This is a genomic window from Cloacibacterium sp. (genome assembly GCF_047601505.1).
GTDB lineage: Bacteria > Bacteroidota > Bacteroidia > Flavobacteriales > Weeksellaceae > Cloacibacterium.
The window spans coordinates 2,453,513-2,473,861 of sequence record NZ_JASGJD010000001.1; the positions used below are offsets into that span (position 1 = coordinate 2,453,513).

Annotated in this window: 23 protein-coding genes and 1 pseudogene; 3 read left to right on the forward strand and 21 right to left on the reverse strand. The window is 30.3% G+C overall.

The features are described from left to right. Window positions 1-2: 2 nt before the first annotated feature. The 13 genes and pseudogenes from QM746_RS11195 to QM746_RS11255 all read right to left on the reverse strand — a co-directional run bounded on the left by QM746_RS11195 (window position 3) and on the right by QM746_RS11255 (window position 10,559). Complete coding sequence (locus QM746_RS11195; protein WP_414984298.1) at window positions 3-2,261, reverse strand: S8 family serine peptidase; 2,259 nt, start codon at window positions 2,259-2,261, stop codon at window positions 3-5. 8 nt (window positions 2,262-2,269) lie between these two features. Then, complete coding sequence (locus QM746_RS11200) at window positions 2,270-3,139, reverse strand: hypothetical protein (protein WP_414984299.1); 870 nt, start codon at window positions 3,137-3,139, stop codon at window positions 2,270-2,272. After that, window positions 3,136-3,456 (reverse strand): annotated as a pseudogene (locus QM746_RS11205) (hypothetical protein); the annotation flags it as partial. The gene QM746_RS11200 and the pseudogene QM746_RS11205, both read right to left, overlap by 4 nt. A gap of 1,147 nt (window positions 3,457-4,603) precedes the next feature. Next, a complete protein-coding gene (locus QM746_RS11210) occupies window positions 4,604-4,879 on the reverse strand; it encodes a hypothetical protein (RefSeq protein ID WP_414984300.1) in 276 nt (91 codons plus the stop codon). A gap of 459 nt (window positions 4,880-5,338) precedes the next feature. Continuing rightward, window positions 5,339-6,175, reverse strand: coding sequence for a PRTRC system ThiF family protein (locus QM746_RS11215; protein ID WP_414984301.1), 837 nt, complete (start codon window positions 6,173-6,175; stop codon window positions 5,339-5,341). Next, entirely contained in the window at window positions 6,172-6,897 is a 726-nt protein-coding gene (locus QM746_RS11220; protein ID WP_414984302.1) for a PRTRC system protein B, read from the reverse strand. Before QM746_RS11220 ends, QM746_RS11215 begins: the two co-directional genes overlap by 4 nt. A 109-nt stretch (window positions 6,898-7,006) precedes the next feature. Beyond that, window positions 7,007-8,188 (reverse strand): hypothetical protein, encoded by a 1,182-nt coding sequence (locus QM746_RS11225; RefSeq protein ID WP_414984303.1) that lies wholly within the window; start codon window positions 8,186-8,188, stop codon window positions 7,007-7,009. Window positions 8,189-8,260: 72 nt separating this feature from the next. Beyond that, window positions 8,261-8,479, reverse strand: a complete 219-nt coding sequence (locus QM746_RS11230; protein ID WP_414984304.1) for a PRTRC system protein C — start codon at window positions 8,477-8,479, stop codon at window positions 8,261-8,263. 44 nt (window positions 8,480-8,523) lie between these two features. Beyond that, window positions 8,524-9,051, reverse strand: a complete 528-nt coding sequence (locus tag QM746_RS11235) for a PRTRC system protein E (RefSeq protein ID WP_414984305.1) — start codon at window positions 9,049-9,051, stop codon at window positions 8,524-8,526. Between the two features lie 19 nt (window positions 9,052-9,070). Continuing rightward, window positions 9,071-9,412 (reverse strand): penicillin-binding protein, encoded by a 342-nt coding sequence (locus QM746_RS11240; protein ID WP_414984306.1) that lies wholly within the window; start codon window positions 9,410-9,412, stop codon window positions 9,071-9,073. Further along, window positions 9,409-9,912 carry a hypothetical protein gene (locus tag QM746_RS11245; protein ID WP_414984307.1) on the reverse strand — a complete coding sequence of 168 codons (504 nt, stop codon included), beginning with the start codon at window positions 9,910-9,912 and terminating at the stop codon, window positions 9,409-9,411. Before QM746_RS11245 ends, QM746_RS11240 begins: the two co-directional genes overlap by 4 nt. Continuing rightward, the gene (locus QM746_RS11250) at window positions 9,893-10,141 is read right to left on the reverse strand and encodes an addiction module toxin RelE (protein WP_414984308.1); all 249 of its coding nucleotides are present in this window, start codon (window positions 10,139-10,141) and stop codon (window positions 9,893-9,895) included. The genes QM746_RS11245 and QM746_RS11250 overlap by 20 nt, the downstream gene beginning before the upstream one ends. A 16-nt stretch (window positions 10,142-10,157) precedes the next feature. Next, entirely contained in the window at window positions 10,158-10,559 is a 402-nt protein-coding gene (locus QM746_RS11255; protein WP_414984309.1) for a single-stranded DNA-binding protein, read from the reverse strand. A 581-nt stretch (window positions 10,560-11,140) separates the two neighbouring features. On the opposite strand from QM746_RS11255, the gene QM746_RS11260 reads away from it, so the two are divergent. Together QM746_RS11260 and QM746_RS11265 are read left to right on the forward strand one after the other, a co-directional pair. Beyond that, the gene (locus tag QM746_RS11260; protein WP_414984310.1) at window positions 11,141-11,626 is read left to right on the forward strand and encodes a helix-turn-helix transcriptional regulator; all 486 of its coding nucleotides are present in this window, start codon (window positions 11,141-11,143) and stop codon (window positions 11,624-11,626) included. Between the two features lie 9 nt (window positions 11,627-11,635). After that, window positions 11,636-12,286 (forward strand): nucleotidyl transferase AbiEii/AbiGii toxin family protein, encoded by a 651-nt coding sequence (locus tag QM746_RS11265; protein ID WP_414984311.1) that lies wholly within the window; start codon window positions 11,636-11,638, stop codon window positions 12,284-12,286. Here QM746_RS11265 and QM746_RS11270 read toward each other — a convergent pair. The 8 genes from QM746_RS11270 to QM746_RS11305 all read right to left on the reverse strand — a co-directional run bounded on the left by QM746_RS11270 (window position 12,281) and on the right by QM746_RS11305 (window position 19,623). Next, window positions 12,281-13,132 carry a toprim domain-containing protein gene (locus QM746_RS11270; protein WP_414984312.1) on the reverse strand — a complete coding sequence of 284 codons (852 nt, stop codon included), beginning with the start codon at window positions 13,130-13,132 and terminating at the stop codon, window positions 12,281-12,283. The two genes, QM746_RS11265 and QM746_RS11270, sit on opposite strands and share 6 nt — an antisense overlap. A gap of 417 nt (window positions 13,133-13,549) precedes the next feature. Then, on the reverse strand, window positions 13,550-14,680 hold the full coding sequence (locus QM746_RS11275) for a hypothetical protein (protein WP_414984313.1): 1,131 nt from the start codon (window positions 14,678-14,680) through the stop codon (window positions 13,550-13,552). 331 nt (window positions 14,681-15,011) lie between these two features. Then, window positions 15,012-15,722 (reverse strand): hypothetical protein, encoded by a 711-nt coding sequence (locus tag QM746_RS11280; RefSeq protein ID WP_414984314.1) that lies wholly within the window; start codon window positions 15,720-15,722, stop codon window positions 15,012-15,014. Between the two features lies 1 nt (window position 15,723). Next, window positions 15,724-15,975, reverse strand: a complete 252-nt coding sequence (locus QM746_RS11285) for a DUF3853 family protein (protein ID WP_414985147.1) — start codon at window positions 15,973-15,975, stop codon at window positions 15,724-15,726. A gap of 22 nt (window positions 15,976-15,997) precedes the next feature. Next, window positions 15,998-16,507, reverse strand: a complete 510-nt coding sequence (locus tag QM746_RS11290) for a hypothetical protein (protein WP_414984315.1) — start codon at window positions 16,505-16,507, stop codon at window positions 15,998-16,000. Between the two features lie 57 nt (window positions 16,508-16,564). Then, window positions 16,565-16,828 (reverse strand): helix-turn-helix domain-containing protein, encoded by a 264-nt coding sequence (locus QM746_RS11295; RefSeq protein ID WP_414984316.1) that lies wholly within the window; start codon window positions 16,826-16,828, stop codon window positions 16,565-16,567. A 99-nt stretch (window positions 16,829-16,927) separates the two neighbouring features. Beyond that, window positions 16,928-17,767 carry an RteC domain-containing protein gene (locus QM746_RS11300; RefSeq protein WP_414984317.1) on the reverse strand — a complete coding sequence of 280 codons (840 nt, stop codon included), beginning with the start codon at window positions 17,765-17,767 and terminating at the stop codon, window positions 16,928-16,930. 68 nt (window positions 17,768-17,835) lie between these two features. Next, a complete protein-coding gene (locus QM746_RS11305; RefSeq protein WP_414984318.1) occupies window positions 17,836-19,623 on the reverse strand; it encodes a helix-turn-helix domain-containing protein in 1,788 nt (595 codons plus the stop codon). Window positions 19,624-19,866: 243 nt separating this feature from the next. On the opposite strand from QM746_RS11305, the gene QM746_RS11310 reads away from it, so the two are divergent. Next, the gene (locus QM746_RS11310) at window positions 19,867-20,100 is read left to right on the forward strand and encodes a hypothetical protein (RefSeq protein ID WP_414984319.1); all 234 of its coding nucleotides are present in this window, start codon (window positions 19,867-19,869) and stop codon (window positions 20,098-20,100) included. The last annotated feature ends 249 nt before the right edge of the window (window positions 20,101-20,349 follow it).

Here is a 20,349-nt window from a genome sequence, read left to right on the forward strand (position 1 = left end):
ATCTATTTAATTATAAGTTTTTTTGTTTCTTTATATTCATTGGTTTCTACTAAAACCTGATAAACACCTGTTGGTAATATTGACGTATTTATAGACTTTGTAAAGTTGCCTTTAGGAAAATTCTCCGAGCTAGAATTCATGAAAATTTGCTTACCAGAACTATCATATAAACTGATTTTCACAAACGATGGTTGATTAACTTTAAATATTACATTTACTTCTTCTTTTGCAGGATTTGGATAAATAATAATAAGATTACTCATTTCATCATTTAGTATGGGAGAAGTCTCAACTATATTTGTTCTTACCTGAGCTCTATAATTCATTGTCGAAGTATTACTAAAACAAGGGGTTAAATATGCTCTAAAACCAGCTCCAGCCTCTACTTGAAAACCAGGTTGAAGCGTAATATACTCTGACGCAACATATTCTACTCCTTGAACTGGATTCTTTATTATATTTGATGCTGTAATTATTTTTCCTTTTAATATTTTATTTGTAGTACTTGAAGTTATATCACTTGAGGTTCCTATTAATGAAAGATCATCTTTATAACAAAAATTAATATTACTTACTAGAACAGAAAAATTTTGAAATCCGCTAGGTTTTAATAAAACTTGTTTATTTTTAGGCGAGATAACTATTTTATAAGTAGCATTTACATCAGGATTTTTTATGTCAACTCTTTCAATATTGTCAACATTGTTTATTCCTTTAATTGCTGGACTATTTACGCTATTAATCCCTCCTAATTTCCATGGATAAAAGATTTCTTCTGTACCATTCGAATTTATCTTAACAATTTTCAAGTCCAAATCATTAATAATGTTAGGTGTAGAAATATTAGCTTGCAAATTGCTATCCAAAACTCCTTGAGGATCTGTCCATGAAATTGTAGCTGACAATGGCTGTGTACTAGATAATGGCACGACATAAATTGAATATTCGGTTCCTTGACTTAAAGTTTTTTCTTGAATCAAAGTTGTTTTCTTTAATCCATCGTATGACCCCTCAATATTATCATGAATTGCTTGAGAAGCTCTTTGAGCATCTACTAAACCCCAACCATAAATATAATCTGGTCCTTCTGGTCCTTTATCATTTGCAGTATGTGCCAAAAGTGCTCTTACTGTTGATGACCACATATAGGCAGAATTAGGACTTACAGATTTCCAGTATTGTTGTAATAAAGAAATAATTCCAGAAACAACTGCTGCTGCAGAAGAACTCCCTTTGTAGGTACCATAAGCCTGATCATAAGTGTCAATTGAAGAGTAAATATCTTCTCCGGGTGCGCAAAAATCGGGTTTTATTCTTCCATCATCAGTTGGTCCATAACTACTAAAATCAGATACATCATAATTTTCGTCAGTACTCATAGAAGTGTTTTTCTTAGCAGATCCAATGACTAAAACATTTTTAGAAATACCAGCGCCTTCTAATAAATCATATCCTCCTGACGTGTTAAGTTGAGGAAGTACATCTGGACTTAATCCTCTAGCATTTCCTGCAGCTTTTACAATTTGAAAATATGGTTTTACATACATGAGATTATCCCAATTTTGTGCTGTAGAGTTATATTTTCCAAATTGATAGGATTGTAAATAAATTGGATCAAAACCATAACTATTATTTGCTACTAAAATACCATTCGTATTAGAAATAGGATCATATGCCTCAGATAACATCTCCGTGACATCGTTAACCCAATCATAAGCTCTTAATTTAGAATCATAAGATATTCCTCTGGCATTTGAATCACCATTATTACCAACCAATGTTCCTGAAATATTTGTGCTATGTCTAGAAATTGTTTGATTTTGATTAGACGGATATGTTATTTTTCCTGAAAGAAGTTCATGAGTTGTTCTGGGCTTTGAAAAATCCCATTGTCCAATCACCATACCTGCTCCCGTCAGACTTTGTCTTTGGCTGTTTGCTGTATATAAAGTATTAGCTTTAGTCATTTTGGCAGCTTCTGCATTTAAAGTTGTATAATACAATGGATTTCCATTTTCGTCTGCATCAATCAACTGACTAATATTGCCTCTTTTCTCAATATATTCTTTATAGCCTTTTGATTTTAACAATTGTATATTTCTTTGCTGAATATTCGAAAATTCATGAATCTTATTTTTGAATGAATATTCTTGTTCTTTAAGTGCTTTATTTATTTTTAATGTATCTATTTTCTGTGCATTAAAATTAGTTAACATCATAGAAAAAGTTACAACAAGGAGTCTATTGTAAAAATGTTTCATACATTTCTTTATTTTTTGTTACTTTCTAATTTTTCCACTCGTTCTATTAGTAGTTTAATTAATTTCTCCTGCTCATCTGAACTATTCTTCAAATCTTTGTTCTCCTTGTTTAATTGAATTGAATAAAGCGTTAATTCTTCTATCTTCTGAAGCAATTTAATCTGAAACTCTCCTACATTAACCCCTTCTTTTTCCATTTCTTTAGCCGAAGCTATTTCAGGTAAATGTTTCTTTTCTTTGATGTGTTTTTCTACTTCTTCTAACTTTGGCAATTGATAATCTTCAGCAAATACAAAATCTGCTGTTGGCGTGGCGGTTACTTTTATCTCTTTAGTTTCCACTTTTGCATTAACTTTCATATTACCACTAAACGAGGAGGTCCCTGTGACATCAAATTTAGCTGTAGGGGTATCAGTTCCTATCCCAACATTTCCATTCGGCTGTTCCGCAACAATTTTCCGCCATGCTTGATTTACTTGATTATCGGTTTTTCTATACCATAAATTTTGATCAAAAAAACTTCCAGATATTTGTAGTGCATAGTTATTTGATGGATTACTATGTCTTATATCCAATAAATGCCACCATCCTGTTGCCCCGCTGGGATAGTTAACAGGATTATATGTTTGATAAAAACCACTTCTTACATTACTACCATAACTTCCAGCATCATTCCTATATAATGTATTAGACTGTTGATCTCCATACGAAAGATCTCCACTAATATCTAATTTTGCTTGAGGATTATTTGTCCCTATTCCGACATTTCCAGATGTTGTATTGAGAGTTACTCCATTTACTCCTCCACTTGGTGTATATATTTGTGAGTAGCTAATACCTGAAATTAGAATTGCTGCAGTTAGTATAATTTTATTCATTTCTTATTTTTTAATTTATTGATTTCTTCTTTTAACTCTTTTATCTGTTTGTTTTGCTCTATTGAATAAAGCGTTAATTCTTCGATTTTCTGAAGCAGTTTAATCTGAAATTCTCCTATATTAACTCCTTCTTTCTCCATTTCTTTAGCGGGTGCTATCTCTGGTAAATGTTTCTTTTCTTTGATGTGTTTTTCTACTTCTTCCAGTTTTGGTAAATGGTAATTTTCTGCAAATACAAAATCTGCTGTTGGTGTTGTGGTTACTTTTATCTCCTTTGTTTCTACTTTTGCTTCTACTTTCATATTCCCACTAAACGAAGAGGTGCCGGCTACATCCAATGTTGCTTGTGGATTAGTTGTACCAATACCTAATCTACCATTAGCAATTCTTGCTGATTCATACCCATCATTTGTTATAAACCTAATAGTTCCAAACTTTGTTTTCAAGCCTATATAATCATCATAAGCGATAGAAGAAGAATATCCTACTAATGCGCTCCTCCAGGAGTTATCATCTGGCCTAAAAACAACATTATACTCATGACTTGTCATATTACCAAGCGTTATATCTCCGTTAACTTCTAACTTAGATTGGGGATTCATGGTGCCTATTCCCACATTGCCATTATTAGCAGGGTTTAATATTAAAGGATTGTAGCTAACTCCCTGCTCCTTAGATTGAATAATGCTAATTCCATTATCTAACACCGCTAATTCTAATGACTTGTTATCTGAAACTCTACCTATTTGAAATTGAGAGTTATTTTGAGCTATTTTAATGTAATCATTGGTATTCAAATCTTTTCTTACATCTAATTTTGTTAATGGGTTAGTAGTGCCTAACCCTACATTCGTTCCTGAGACTGTAAATGGGCTGTTTCCAGAACCTGTATTGTTACTGGACTGAGTTACTGCTCCTAAAAGTGTTACGTTATTAAGTCTTAGAGTTCCAGTCCCCGAAGAAGCTTGCCATCCGTAAATACGAAAACGAATTATATATCCTGATTGAACAGTATAATCTGCAAAGTCCCAAGTTATCGTCTGTGAAGATTCGGTAGGAGTAAAATCATTCGTCTGTGAAAAAGTTCCGGTACCATCATCCATTGCTATTCTCCCTGCTACAGGTCCTGAAGCACTTCTTACCAAATCAAACGAAAAAGATGCAAGATTCATTTGATAACCAGATGTTGCAACAATAGTCACTTCTACATAACTGTTCAAATCCTGAACAGTGGCAGTAGGCCAGGCATTGCTGTTAAATGAAGAAGCCGTAGCACTACAATTAACCCCTTGCCTGAAAAAAGGAGTAACATTAACGTTTGGGTTCTGTATGAAAGGTGTATTATTTGGAGTTGGACAAGTTGCCGATCCTGTAAAAGAAAATTTAAAAATTTGGGTTATATAAAAATTTGGAATAATTGATAATAAAATAATGTAGTAGATTTTTTTCATGTGGTTATTTTTTTTATAAAATTCGACTTCTAAAAAATTCATAACTATTAAAATGTAATAATAGAGTATAAACTATTTTGATATTTAATAATTCTTTAAAACTTGTAATTTTTATTTTGGAAATTCGATTATGGCTGAGGTTAACTGAAAGAAATAACCTAACTTCAAGAATTAGGCTCTCTAAATTAAGAGATTCCGACCTAATGTCTTTTTGCCAACGTACTTCTACTTCTTGGGCACATGCAAGGATTCCTACCAAACCGAGTAGGCTCATGTAGAGTTTCTTCATAGATATTGTTTATATAGGGTAACTTGAGAATTACAAAGTAACGGTTGTTACTTTAGATTTCCTCATGTTTAATTATTACATTAGTTTATATAATGTTGATTTGCGTTTTATGGTTAAAAATATAGTGATACAAATGTATATTTTTTTTCAATTCTTTATAATTAATTATATATGAATATTATCATAAAAAATGTTAATCTTAACTCGTAGTGCATTATCAAACGAGATTTATTTTTAATTTATAAATATTTCTATTAAAGACAAATTTATTCAAATATTTGGATGTTGTCAGTTGTAATAACTTCGCAACCTCTTTTCAAAACATCGGAGGCTACATAAAGGAATGTTTTAGAAATGGGGTTGCTCCAATTTCCACAAAAACACGTTTCCGACCATAGGGAGGAAATGTATTTTTGCCGCCCACCCCTATTTTCGGGGGTTTAGTTGGACGGCTTTGTTTTAGAGTTTTATCGGTTGGGACTGAAAATTTTTCAGATTAAGAAAAAAACCTCTGTTTTCTGTCAATCCATTACGGAATAAACTCCAAAACAAAGAAATCCCCATTTGTGCCAGACTAGAATTAATAAACAAATCTTGTTTTTCTAATGCTTCCGCTAAACTACAGCTTGGAGTTTTATCTTCCGCTTCTGAAATTTTTAAAAGTTCTCCAAATTCATCGGTAATAAAAGGCAAATTCTCCACCGTTTCATATTTCTCGGAATTAGGTTGTTTGATATTTCCAATAGTAGAAAGCAAAACCTGACCTGTACATTGACTATTTCCAAAATCTATCCAATATTTGCATTGATTTCTGTAATATCCTTTATCAATTTTCAGTTCATTCAAAATTTCAGCTATTTCAAAACGTGACTTTACACTATCCACACAAGAAATATAAATTTCTGATTTCATATTACTTTTTAACCTCCCTAAATCATCTTTTTCGAATTTTTGAATTTCAGCTTTCCAATCTGTTCCGAAAAATCGATTGATACGATTGATTAATGCAGCTGATTTGTACAATTCCAATTCACTTTCTGCAAATAATTGTCTGCCAAGATTAGCTACTGTAACCACATCATCGTCCCACAATCGAACGGATAATCCTGCGTGATTGAGTTCAGTCAAAGCGTGGTTCATTCTTGCCAATGTAGTTAAGACCTGCGAACCTGTTCCACCAGCTCCGATTAGGTTTACTGATATTGGATTGGTTGGATTGATTAAATTGTTATCCGTGAAATGGACTTTGGTTTTGATTAATTCGTTTTCGGTTTTGGTTGTATATTTTATATTCATTTTAGTAAGGTTTTTAAAGTTCTATTTGCTTTTTTTAATGCATCTTTTGGAAAATTTTTATCCGCATTAATAAGACCTTTCCAAAGGTTTACACAATTTCCGTTGATAGGGTTATGTTCATTCATCAAATGACTGAAATATGAATTAAAAAAATAGTCTTCCCATTTTTCCATAAATTCTTCTACCGAAGAAGATTTTTGAATATTAACATCCACCGTTCCCATACATACATTTCCATTTTCATAGACATTGAAAAAAGGAGCGTAATACAAAGTTGTTTTCTCTGTCGGTCTTCTGTTGTTCGCAAGAGCAAAAATCTTAAGACTTCGTTGAGTTGCCAACCATAGCATTGCAGGAATTTCTGCCGTTCCGTTTGGAATTTCAAGATTTTCGGTAAAAAACATTTGTCGTTTCATTGATTTGGTGTACCACATCACATATCCATTCTCTGCATTTGGATTGATATGCAGAATAGTCGTGGGTAAAATTCCTTTTGGTTTTAAAAACTCTTGGCTTTTTTCTTTTTTGGTTTTTACTGTAAGTGCTTTTGCCAATATTTCAGCTTCCCTTTCGGTCAACGGATGTGCATTGATAGGATTTCCGTTTTTATCCATATCAAAATACTCTACATAAGTTTCTCTGTTTCTTTCATCGGTTTGGTAAAATACCAATGCGTTTGTTGGGTGGTAAAGGTTTCCGAAGTCTTGGGTAATATTTTTCATTTTTAATTCTTATTAAGGTTTTAATATTGTTTAAATGCTTTGATTTTTTTTAAACATTTGAATTTATTATGATTACATATTCTTTTAGCGTAAAGCAATTTGCCAATCACTAAAAACTATTCAAAATATAAATCAGTTCTTCAATCAAGGGAAAAATGCGGTTTTCAAAATCGAGATTGCTGTTTGTGATATTGCTTCCGTCAAATTTTTTAATAACAATTGGTTCTTCCATCGTGGCACATTCCTGGAACTCGGAGTTTACCGTTTCAAAAAGTGTTTGAAATAGTAAGCCTTTATCATCAGCACAAAAGGAAATATATTTGTCCATCGATACAATGGTATCTCTTTCGTACTCATCTGCTTCTCCATTGAATTGTGCATTTCGGTAAATGCTAGCATTGGGATATTGCTGAAAAAGGGAAAATATTTTTCTCGCCAACGAAAAGCAATCATTATCAAAATGGTCTTTGACATTGAAATTTCTCAGACGCTCTTTAAATCGGATTAAATTATGATGGTTGTAAATCTTCTGTTCCATAAAATCACCGATTTGTTCCATTTGTTTTATTTCTGATAAGTTAATTGGAATTTCTTCGCTTTCATCATCAGAAATAAGCCATTCTGTAACCATTTCGTACATCCAAAACAAATAGCTGTTTTGCTTTCTGTAGTATGGAATTTCTACGATGTGATAGAGATATGAACAAACGGATTGCAAAAGCTGTACGGATTGTTTCCGCTTTGGATTTTTGGATAATCGATATAATGGAAGTATGGGAATATAATACAATGTTGCTCTTGTATTATATCTTTCCTCACTTACAAAATAAGTTTTCCCTTTTTCCTCTATCAATCGGACTTCTTCCCAATCTCTTACTTTACTTTTTAGTTGCTTTTGAATATCGTCCAATGCTAGTTTGATATTATAAGGATAGCCTAAATGTCTTGTTTGCGTAGGTTTGAGATTATAATGTTTTGTCAATAGAGAAAGGGACCGATAAAAATCTCTTTCTCTATTATTATTTTTTCTTTGAGTTTGAATTGAATCTTGCTCTGATGATATTGAATTTTGTATATCATTCTCTTTGAGTTTAGGCAAAAAAGTAGTTCTCAAAAAACCATTGGCAATTGGTTTATAGGTACAGATTTCCTCTTGTCTTTTTGTATTTCGGAAGCATCTTTCGGTCGTTTCATCCACTCTGCAAACTCGCCCAATTGTTGGTGCAGTTGCCTTTGTTTTTGGTCTTTGGGAATTTTTAGTTTTCCCGATATAATTTTTCGTTGCATTCATCTATAATTATTAATGGTTAATTGTTAATGATTAATTGTTAGCGATTGGGCTATAATTAATAATTTTAAACAGTTATCCTTTTGTTCCCATTACACTTTCAAATTTGTACTGTACTGTATCATCTTTGATTTGCGGAGCTGAAACTTTTGCGGTGGTTAATATTGGATAGGTATTGGCGTAAAAATTCATTACCGCTTCTACAGTCCATTTTGGTTCGGGGTCTGTCAATTTTATGTCCTGTCCGTTATCTTTGAGTATAAAAACTCTCTCTAATTGGGTTGCTAATAACATATTTTAAAAATTAGAAGTTAGAATTAAGAAGTTAAAAATTTGTTTTAAGGTTGATTTTCAGTAAAAAGACTTGGTGCAAAATGCCTTTCATATTCGTCTTGCTTTTTACGAATAGTCTCTGCATAATCGGGAAACTCAGAAACTTTAGGAAGTGCTGACCACGATTCTTTGTATTTGCCCTCTTTTTCGAGTTCTTCTGCTTTCTGAAAGGCTTCTTTGTATTTCTTTTCTTTGGCTTCCTTATCTTTTTTCTCCTTGTCGTTCTTTTCCTTTTCCAAAGCTGATTGCTTTTTGGCTTCTTCTAGCTGTTTCATAAAACTTTCCATATCCACCATTAATCCCGATGCCGATTGTAATGGTGTGGAAATACTTTCAAAAAATCCGTTGTCTAGTTCTTCGGCTGTTCCTCTAAGATTTAAAGGAGGTATTAATTTTCTTGCTTCGTCTCCGCATTGCTCGTTATTGAGCAATACGGAAAGGACAAAACTGTTTTCTTCTGTTAGTCTAAGTATCATTTGCAAATCACCTGTAAGGTTCAGATTAGCGAGTTGTCTGAAAAAATTAGTTTGCATAATTGTTTTAATTTTTATTTTATGGTTGTTGGCTAATTGTTTTTATATGATGGCAGTATCGTTCCGTTATATCCTTACCTATTCTGAAAGTATCTTTTGTATAATCGTAATGTTCTTCAAAAAATCTCACTTCTTTTGTAGTAAGGTCAATGGTATAGCGGTATGTTGCATTTGCTCGCCTTTCATCCATTGTGCAATGTTCCGAAAGCAAAGCCATTTCTTGTTCGCTGTCGTTAAGCAAAAGAAGTGGCAATATTAGTTGCTCTACTATATAACCTTGTTCGGGTGCAGAACTACTATCCGCAACACATATCAATGATTTTCCATTGCTCAATTTGATATGGAGATTTGAACGTGTCATAATTCTTGGTTTTTAATCACATTAAACTGATTTTTGACTTTCCGTTCCAAGAGGAGTTCCAAGATTTCGCTATCGCTTTCATATTCTTTGTCTTCAAAATGATAACAATCTGTTTCTTCATCATACTCATACTGTTCAAAATCTTCATCTTCGAGATAAATGTCTTGAAGTATTCCATTGTGATGTATTGCCTGTCCGTATATAAGATTTCCCATCTCTTCGTAATCCTGTACAAAATCTACTTTGTAGTATTCTGCTATCTCTTGGATAATTTCAATATTGGGTGACCATCTGGTCTGATATTGAAATACTCCTGTTTCATCATTGTCAAAGTATAAATCGAAGAAAAACCCTCCATTGTATTGATTAACAAATTCGGGAAGTTGCCCTTTTTGTTCTTCTTGTTCTTTTTCAGCCATTGCTTGAAATAGCCATTTTATCTGTTCAATCGTTTCGGAATTCCCTTCGAAAACAACTGTATTACTGCACCAGTTTGCCATAATTTTTGATTTTTAAAGGTTCTGCGTTTTCATAAATGTAAGTACCGCTTGTTTTAAATGGATTTCCTCCCTGTGTCATTCTGATTACTAAATTGAATATTTTGGAAAGTTTCCTTGCATATCGTATTGCTGTGGTTCTGTCGCAATGAGTTTGATAATAAACCTCAATGTCTTCCCATTCTTTTTTGTCATTTCGTTGTTTCATCTGAAAATTAAATTGTGTTTCCATAATTTTTAAGTTTGAATTAAAATGGTAAATCATCATCTGCATCATCAAAAGGATTATCATTGACATTCTGTTGATTGGTGGTTGGATGGCTATTGGGTTCAGATTTTTGAGTGCCACCGTGTAATTTAATATTTGAGGTATGGAAGTTCAGTCCAGACTTTATTTCTCCGTCTTTTCCTATCCACGCACTACTACTTATTCTGCCCGATAACTCCACCAAAGTACCTTTGGTAAGATATTCTGCTATTTTGGCATTTATCCAATAAGAACAGTTGTAATAAGTGGTTTGCTCTTTGCGTTCACCTTGCTTGGTTTTGTAGCTGTTATTAATGGCTACCGAAAAGTTCACTACTTTTTTGTCGTTTTTTAAAGTGTTGATTTGTGCGTTCTTGGTAATTCTACCGATAATTGTGTTCATCATGTTAAATTGTTAATTTTATAATTGATTTTTGTCTGTTATTAATTGAAATTCTCGAGTGAATTGATTGGGTATCGAGGACACTCGGCTTTTTTCTTTTTTTTATTTGGGTCTTTAAAAACAGTATTCTTCGTTGTTTTTTAATTTTTCTAATGATGTTAAAGAGCGACTGCTATTGAATTGATTCGTATAACTGAGGTTCCGACTTTTTCTTTGCCGATGATAATAGAACAGCATCAGGCACACAAAACCCGATTCAATTCCCGTAATTGCTTACAAGTTTTGAATCGGGCTTGAAATCTTTTTGTCCGAAGGATTTAGGAGTGTCTGGAAAAATTATAGGAGAGAAAACGGATAGAATTTTTGTAGAAACCCAAAAAGATTTTTTTGAGTGAATAATGCTGTTCTACATTTGCAATAGTAAAAAGTAAAACCGCAGTAATGCATTATTTCAATGATGCTAAGGTCAACGAAAGAAGAAAGAAAAATACATTAGAAATGGTTTTTGTAGATTTGAAAGTTGGCAAAATATTTGTTTTTAGAGCCACATAAATATAAACAAATTTGTTTATATTTGTAATATGAATTTGCAATGGTTTAAATATAAAGGAATCCATCCTGGTATTATTCTGGAAAGGGAGTTACAAAAGCGGTCAATAAAAAAACGTCCGTTTGCCATTTCTTTGGGTGAATACCCTCAAATCATCAATGATATTACCAAAGGCAAGAGAAGTATTCCTATTTCATTAGCTCTAAAAATAGAAAAGCAACTGGATCTTGAAGAAGGAACGATTGTACTTCTCCAAAGTTATTATGACATTGAAAAAGAAAAAAGCAAGATGCAGATTTCACCAAATCTTTCTATCCTTCGAAAGTCTTTGTTTTGGGATACCGACATCCAAAAAATCGACTGGAATAAACAATACAAAGCAGTTATACAACGTGTTTTTGAGCGTGGAAATAATGTTGAAAAAGAAGAAATCTATCGTTTTTATGGAAAACAAAAAATAGAAACCTCTCTTCATTCCGAAAAAACAAAACCAATGCAACTTCACAAACAATCGTAATTCCAAAAAATGCTATACTACAATACCGTAAACGATTTGCTGAAAAACAGTCTGGAAATTTTAATGGCTTCAAAAATTTTTAAGGATTTCAGACTGGTTGGTGGCACTGCATTAAGTTTACAACTGGGTCATAGAATTTCTGTTGATATTGATTTGTTCAGTGACGCACCTTATGGAAGCATTAATTTTGAAGAAATAGAAACCTACCTTACATCTAAATTTCCCTATATAGATAACTTCTCAAATGTTCAACCTGCGATGGGAAAATCCTATTTTATTGGTACAAATAAAGAAAATACTATAAAACTTGATGTATATTACACAGACGATTTTATACAACCAGTTAAAACAATGGATAATATCCGAATGGCAACTATTGAAGAAATTATAGCAATGAAAATCGATGTTGTACAAAGAGGTGGGCGAAAAAAAGATTTTTGGGATTTGCACGAATTACTTTCAGACTACAAAATAGGTAAGATGCTAGAACTTCATGAACAACGTTATCCGTATAGTCACGAGAGAGATTTGATTTTGAAGAATTTTACTGATTTCAGCCTTGCAGATGACGATTTTGTACCAGACTGCTTAAAAGGTAAATATTGGGAATTCATCAAAGAAGACATTGAAGAGATGGTAGAAAAATTCACAAAATCATAAAACCATATTACGATTACAAAACCATTCATTCAAATCCTTAAAATCAACATACAACAAAGAACAATCATCTACATTTTTGAATTGATTTTGAAGCTTTATTTTAACAGAATTTCCATTAGCATCATTATCAAGAAAAAGTGAAATTTTATCATACCCTTTCAATACTTCCTCAACTTTAAAAAGCATTGCCGTAGAATTGAGAATCAAATAATCTGAATTAGTATTTTCTTTTTTTTCCAAATTTTTAAAAGTCAAATAATCAAAAAATCCTTCAAAAACTAGAATTTGATTAGAACCACTTAACTCATTTTTAATTAAAGTCACATCTTTTTTCCCCAAACACATTTTAGAATATCTATTTCGGACTTCTACTCCGTTTGAATTATTAAAAAAGCCAATCCCAAAATATTTTTTACCTTTCACTTCATACTCAATTTCTTTCACCAAATCTTTTTGTTCATACACTTTTCTGGATTTTAAATACTGTATTAAAGCTGGATGGAGAATTTCACGAATGTTGAGAATTTTGTACTCTTTTTCTTGCATTAATTTTTCATTTTGAAAATCACTTTGTACAAAAAATTCAAATTTCTTCAAATATTTTAAAGCATCAGAAACAGAACATCTATTCATTAATTGAACAATCGAAATCACATCATAACTTTTTCCAGTTCCAAAATCGAATGCTCTATTTTTCACAAAATCAACAGAAAAACTCGGTATTTTTTCTTCTCTATCAAGCGCAAAATAAAAAGCTGTTTTACTGTTTTTTTTCACAGGGAACAAGTTGTATGATTCCAAAACCATTTTAATACTTATTTTCCTTTTTACTTCTTCACAATTCATTTTTTTCTTTTTTAAAGCATATTTTTCATTCCTCTTTTCCTTTTAATAAAAAAAAGACTTTTTAATTTCTTTTATTATACTTTTAATTATTCGTCCAATCAACGTATAGAAAATATTTTAGCTCCTTTTTTTGGTGAGTGCAACTCCGAATTTTGATGAGTGCAATTCCGAAAATGTAGCGAGTATAAATCCGAAAATTTTTCAAATTTTTGGAGAGTTCAATTCCGAATTCAATTTTTTATTTTTATATAAAACATATAATCATTACAATTTCTAATACTTTTATAGATAATTTGAGGTTTCAAAAACATTTAAGTGAGTACCATTCCGAATTCTTATTAAACAAATAGGATATTTTAATATCACATTAACTTAAGAGAGTCCAATTCCGAATTATTAGTGAGTTCAATTCCGAAATTACATAATAATAGGATACCCATTAGGAAGCAACACTCCCATTTTTGAACATTGATATAATTGAATAATTATCTTTTGCATTTCATTTAAAAAATCCATTCCTTGAAAAACAGTTGATTTAATTCCTTTCAATCTATTTTTTTTGATAAACTCAATAAAAGCATTTTCTATCAAAGCTCTAGTTTGCGGAATATTTCTGTATTGATGCGAGAATTGAATCATTTCATTCTCATGCAGTCCATATCTTTTTTTAAAATAGAATAATCTTTTGGTCACATTCTTATTATGTTCAGAAAGCTTTTCATTTGAAAGAAAAGATTCTTTAGAGTTTGAGAGAGGATTATCTTTCAAAAACGTATTATTAAAAAAAGGAATAATGAAGATTGTATCATTGTTGTAAGTATAGTTAAAAGAAAGCGTATTGAATGTATTCAAACTTATTCTTGCGAGTTTCAAAAATTTAAAACAGAAATCTTTAGTAGTTTTATAATTTAACCCAAATTTTTTATTAAACGTAGAAAGTTTCAAAGCCGTTCCTTTTTCAGGCAATTTAGAGAGCCAAATAGCAAAAATAACATGCTTATTATTTCTCACATTATAGACTAAATTATACAAGATATAGTTATATTCAGGAATCACCAAAAGTCTTTTCAGCCAATAGCTACTAACTAAAAAAGTAGTATAACCTCTTTTTTCATAGCTAGGAGTAGAAATCAAACCGCCAAAAGTTCTAATTTCTTTTCCTTTAGAATTGACAGATTTATACCAACCCATTTTAAATTTAGCAAGAAATTCATAAGCATCAATTACCTGTTTAGTAGATCCGCTAGGAGAAATTTTGTTATTTTTGATTTTAATAGACACAAAAACATTGTTTTCTGTTTCAAAGTCTTCATCAAAAAGAGAAAGTTGCTTCGGTCGATCTTGTGGTCTAAACTGTTCATTACTAATAATAGAAATAATATTAAAAATTACACGAAGAGCATTAATTGGAATATCAGCGGCTTTAGAATCTTCAAAGATAAAATCGTCCACAAATTGGTTTCCAAAGCGAATTTTATCAATATTTCTATCTTTTTTTTCTTCAAATCCTTTACGAATAATCCTAAAATTTTTATCAGAACTTGCCATAACCTACACAATATTTATTCGAAACAATTCAATCAATGAGAACTTCATTTTAAAATTCAAATTTTACAATAACCTAATTTTCTCACTATTCAGATTTTTAGAGCCATCATTAAGCTGTATTATTTATAATTGTTTGAGTCAAAGTATTGAAAAACTTTTTTTTCTACTTTTCCGAAATTATTAATTTTTATTTTTTTGAATCCCTTTATATTCTGCCGTCATTCCATTGATGCTCACTTTTTGACTAGGTTTTAAATCAGATATTCTCATTGTATTGTGTTTTATTTTTTTGCCAATCATATTTTTTGAATTTTTTTTATTAATTCTTACTTTAAGATTCTATACGTTTTATGTTTGGAATGTCTTGCAGTGAAATAGAATGTTCCTCATTACTATTTTTCAAATAAGGCAAGGTGCTTTTTAAGGTAGATTTCCAATTGCTAATGGGACGATTGGAGGCATTTTTCCAGTTATTACTTCTCCAATTTTCATATTTTTTAGTGATACTCAAATCCAATTCTGGGTCATAGTCTTTCAATGATTTTGCATACTTCATAAATTCTTCCAAAGAAGGCATGTCAACAATGTTGCTAGAAAGTTTTGGCATACGAATTAGAGTTTCATCATTCAAATTGGCATCTTGTGCAATGTTATTAACTTCCAGGAAACGAATTAATTCTGAATCATTATCATCTTCCGTATTCTTAATTTGTAGATCAACCCTATTATTTTTCAATTCTTCATTTAATTTTATTTCCTTTTGTAAAGGATAATTCAATAATATTAAATAATTACAAGGAAGACCATTTCTACTAACATACTTTATTAAACCTAATTCACTAAGTTTCTCTTTAGTAACCTGAATCGTTTTTCTAGATATTTTTAATATTTTACTTAGTTTAACATCAGAAATACTAACACAATAACTTTTAGAATCATTTCCCAACTTTAATAAATACAGATACATAGCAATAGCATTAGAACCAATAAGTGCATTCTTATTAAACTCCCAAAATCGTTGAATTAATTCTAGGTAATACATGTTATTTTTTTGCAAAAAGCTTTATAGCAAGTGCTTTGTCAATAATAATAATATTACCCCTTTGAATAATGGCTTCATTTAATATTCCTGAAGATTTAATTCCAGAAGCTTTAGAAACGGAGCAACCAAGAATTTTTGCCAATCCTTTTAGGCCGTATTCATATTTACTTTCTGTATTTAAATTTTTAGAAACCTCTAGAAACTCTTCCACAGTCAGTTTCCAAATAGGAGTATTTGGGTCAATATTATTCATATGGTTCAATTTTACATTTTTATTAATCTCTTCGGTCATCATTATTTTTAATTTTACAAATCCAATTTCTTGCTGCAGCCTTCCAGCATTTTATTAATTTTTTATTATTACATATCCAATGTTGTGATTCATAGAAAGAATAAAAAAGTGAGGCATCATTAGAAGTTAAATCCCGTTCTTTAAAATATAATTCAACTTCATAAAATTTGGGAGCAGAAAAATCAGTTTCATTAATTACATTAGATTTAAGATTTTGAAAAGATTGCACTTGAAATATTCTGGGAATATCAAGATCTTTAATTTCGATTAAGCTACCTATATACGAATTATAGTTAGGTAAATAATTAATAAAGCCAGCATCTTGAAGTTCTCGAATACATTTATGATAAGTAGCAAAAGATTTTATTTTACTTAATTTCATTATATCTTCTCTGCAAATGCGAAAAGGATTTATAAATCCATTAACACTCCATAATTGAAAAAGAGAAACATACATACTAATATGAGAAGGGAGGAATTGATCACTCTTCATAATGAACTCAAAAAATTTGTTGATATTTTTGGAATAATTTATCATTCTTCATTAAGGTTAATGTTTTTCCTCTTTTAACATTTTTTGGATATCATTATAATTGTAATATAATGTTCCTCCAATTTTGCTATAAGATAAGGTTCCATTGATTCTTAAATTCTGAAGTGTTCCAGAGGAAATTTTAAGTATTTCTTTCACTTCGGACGAACGCAACCAAAGTTTCTGTTCTGTAGTCTTTAAATAAAATAATTCTTTTATATCTTCTAATAATTCATTTTTAAATTCTTGAAGATCTTCTTTCGTTATGATGTTTACTGCCATAATTTTAAAATATTACTAGGGCAAATTTTATCAAAATCAATCATATAATTTCGGTAGTACTTCGGTAGTACCGAATAATTTTATACAAAAAAGGACACTTTATTCATCAGTGTCCAAAAATAATTGATTCAAATTCTCATTAAGAAGATGTAAAAATTTTGTTCTCTCCTTTTTTCTGGCTTTTATTTCTCCCAGTGTTTTATGAAATCCCGTGAGATTTACATTCAAAGTCTTTTCAGTATGCCTTATTACTTCACTAAGTTCAATATTCCCTCCATTAAAGCATTTTGAATAATAAAGTGCATAAATCAATTCAATTAGACTCACCTTAGGATGTGTCCAATGGATTGGGCTATTATCATTACTATCATGTTGTGAAGATGAATCTATTAATTTCAACAAGTACTTTTCTAGCATATCATTAGCGATTACTTGTGAAACAAAATGATCTTGAGAAGTGGTAAAATTTTCATCAAAACTATGTAAGTTCAACATAAACTTCCCTTTTAAATCATAACGATATCGCACAAAGTAGAGATGATCTAAGTACGTAGCATTTCTTCTATAATAATTATAAAAATCCAAATTTTGATCATAAAAACTCTTCAATAAATTAAGTTTGTTGGTAAAATACTTTTTTAAAGTCTTACTTCCAGCATGAGGTTTATTAGATTCCCAATCCAGAATTTTAGAATAATAAATAAAAAGAGCAATAAAAGAAGGTTTTAATACTTTAAAGAAATAAATTTCCTGAGCTTTTTCATCAAATATATGACTAGAAATTAAACCTTTCACCTCTCTAATCGAAAAATCAATTTCCATGAGTCCCTTTTCACATAAGACTATAAGGTCTTTTTCTTCCCTTTCAAGATTAGAAATTTTCACATCCAAATTACTTTTAATTTTTTCAATTTTTTTTAATAATAATTTCGTCTCCATGTTTTTTTTAAGAAAAATACGAAGTAAAATTAAAAACAGGGAAAAAACCTAATAAAATAGGACATAATTTATATATTTTTCAACTCTTGAATTCTTTTTCTAATAAAATCTTTGGGTCTTATTCCATTTATTTCAAAAAACATATTAGAAAAATTTTGTCTAGAAAGGAAACCACACTCTTCCGCCAATGCTTCTATAGTAAAATGATGATATTTAGTATTGTTATAGAGTTCACGTGTCATGTAGTAAATTCTTAATGTATTGATATATCTTGTAAAATTCATTTTCTTGTATTCATTTATCACCCAAGAAAGATATTTAGTATTAGTACCAATATTGGAAGCTAAAGAATTTAAAGTAATTCCTTTTTTTAAAAACCCGTTATTGTTTTCAAAATTTTTAAGTTTATTCAATACATCCTCAACAATATCCTGATTTATAAACTCCTTTTTTTGAAATTCATACCAATCAGAATCAACAGACTCCATACTTTCAACAGATAAATTATCATTTTCAACTAATAAAATATGACTAGTTGATAATTTTTTTTGAAGTACTTCGTATTTACTTTGAATCATTTTTTCTTTTCTATATTTTGTAATAAAAAGAATCAAAAAAACAATAGAAAATAAAACTAAGAAAAACAATAAGATATTTCGTCCTACCATATCTTTCTCTAATACTATCTTTTCTTCATATAAAGCATTAGTATCATAATCTTTATGGATTTTTGTAGAAAGATAAATAAAATCCTTTCCAATTATACTATCTGCTTTTAGAAGTTGATTCATGTAATATAATTGCTTCTCGTCATTCTTTTGTTTTTTATAGTAATCAATCAGTAATTCATAATTGTTTCTAAGTTCTGGAAGAATAAATTGATTTTTATTAAATATAGAATCTACACTTTCGAATTTATTAATAGCTATAGGCATTTTGTTGAGAGCCATTAAAGATTTACCTTGAAAAAAATAGTTAACAGAAACCCAGGAAAAATCATTTGCATTTTTTAATTCCTTTAAAGAGAGATTAAGGTATTGCAATGCTTTGGGATAATGATGAGCATAATACTCTGAAATCCCTTTAGATTTTAGAAAATAATTATACTCTAAAACAAAATCTTTTTTACCTACTGAATTTTTCAATCCTAGTTCAATTAAGCTATCAGACTTTTGATGCTCCTTTAAATTACGATAACAAACAAGAGCTTGATGAATACTATTTAGATAACCTTTTCTATAATTATAAATTTCATTTGGATGTGATTGTCTATTAAGATTAGATTCAAAATATTTAATACAACCATTAAAATGTAATATAGCTTCCTGATAATATCCAAGATAACTTTTTACTACACCAATATGATAGATCACTTTATAATTCAGGTATTGGTTATCAGACTGTTTCACATAACTATAAGCCTTCAGATATTCATTGAGTGCTGGCATATATTTTCTAAAATTAGAATAGTAAATAATCCCTTTTCCAAGATAAGCAGAAGTAATCAAATCACTTTCTTTAGTGTGATGAGCTGCTATCAACGCGCTATCAGCATATTTCAATTTTAGAAATTTATTTTTTTCAAAATAAATAGCATCTTGATAACCTTCAACCAGCTTTGAATAATCTACTTCATTTTTAGCTTTGAGTATAAATTTGTTTACAAAAGGTAAAGCTTTAGCATTATTTTTATCAAAACCATCGTATTTTTCTTTTAGTGATTCATACGAAACAAGGTGAGCTTTTTGCCCCAAACAAAACATATTACTTATGACAATAAGTAAACAGAGACCAAAAAGGACTAACTTTTTAATTAAATTCACACAAACCCCCATACTAAAACCATTAAATTCCACTAAAACTCCATAAAATCCTCAACAAATTTTAATAAACACTAACAATTTTAGCGAAAATATATTGAAACACCATCAATAAAGCATTTTTAATATGTTTTTTGTTGTAATGATTCATGAATCGTTACGTAATGATTCATGAATCATTACAACAAGTACTTTTTTTAAGGTTAATATCCTAATACTTTTGAACAGAATTCACGAGTAAATCACCTGGCCGGGATAACCTAAAAAAATTTAGAAATCATGAAAAAGTATTTTTTTCTTATCCCCATTGTAATGGTAAGTTTAGCCATTACAAGTTGTAGAAGTAGTGATGAAGTAGAAACCATCACTCCAACAGAAATAACTTCTATCAATACTACAGCAATTACAAACAGTACAGAAGAATCTGACAATGCAGAACAAATGACAGAATCTGCAGATGAAAAAAAAGACCCACCAGTAAAAGACAGACAAGATTGGAGGACAAGTAATTAAAATAATTCGAAACAAAAAAAATAATATGACTAGCCCTACTCCCTCCCTAATAACTTGCAAAACAGGCGCTCCATGTCCTGTTAGTGGATTATGGGAGAGTATGGGCTTTTTTAAAACTACTGTTATTCTTTCAAAAAGAAGTAAGATGCCCGATTACTGTGGCAGAAAAGTAATTTGGAGGCTGATAGAAGAAGGATAATTAATTACAACAAAAGAAAAACTTATCAATAGCAAAACCTAAAATAAAAA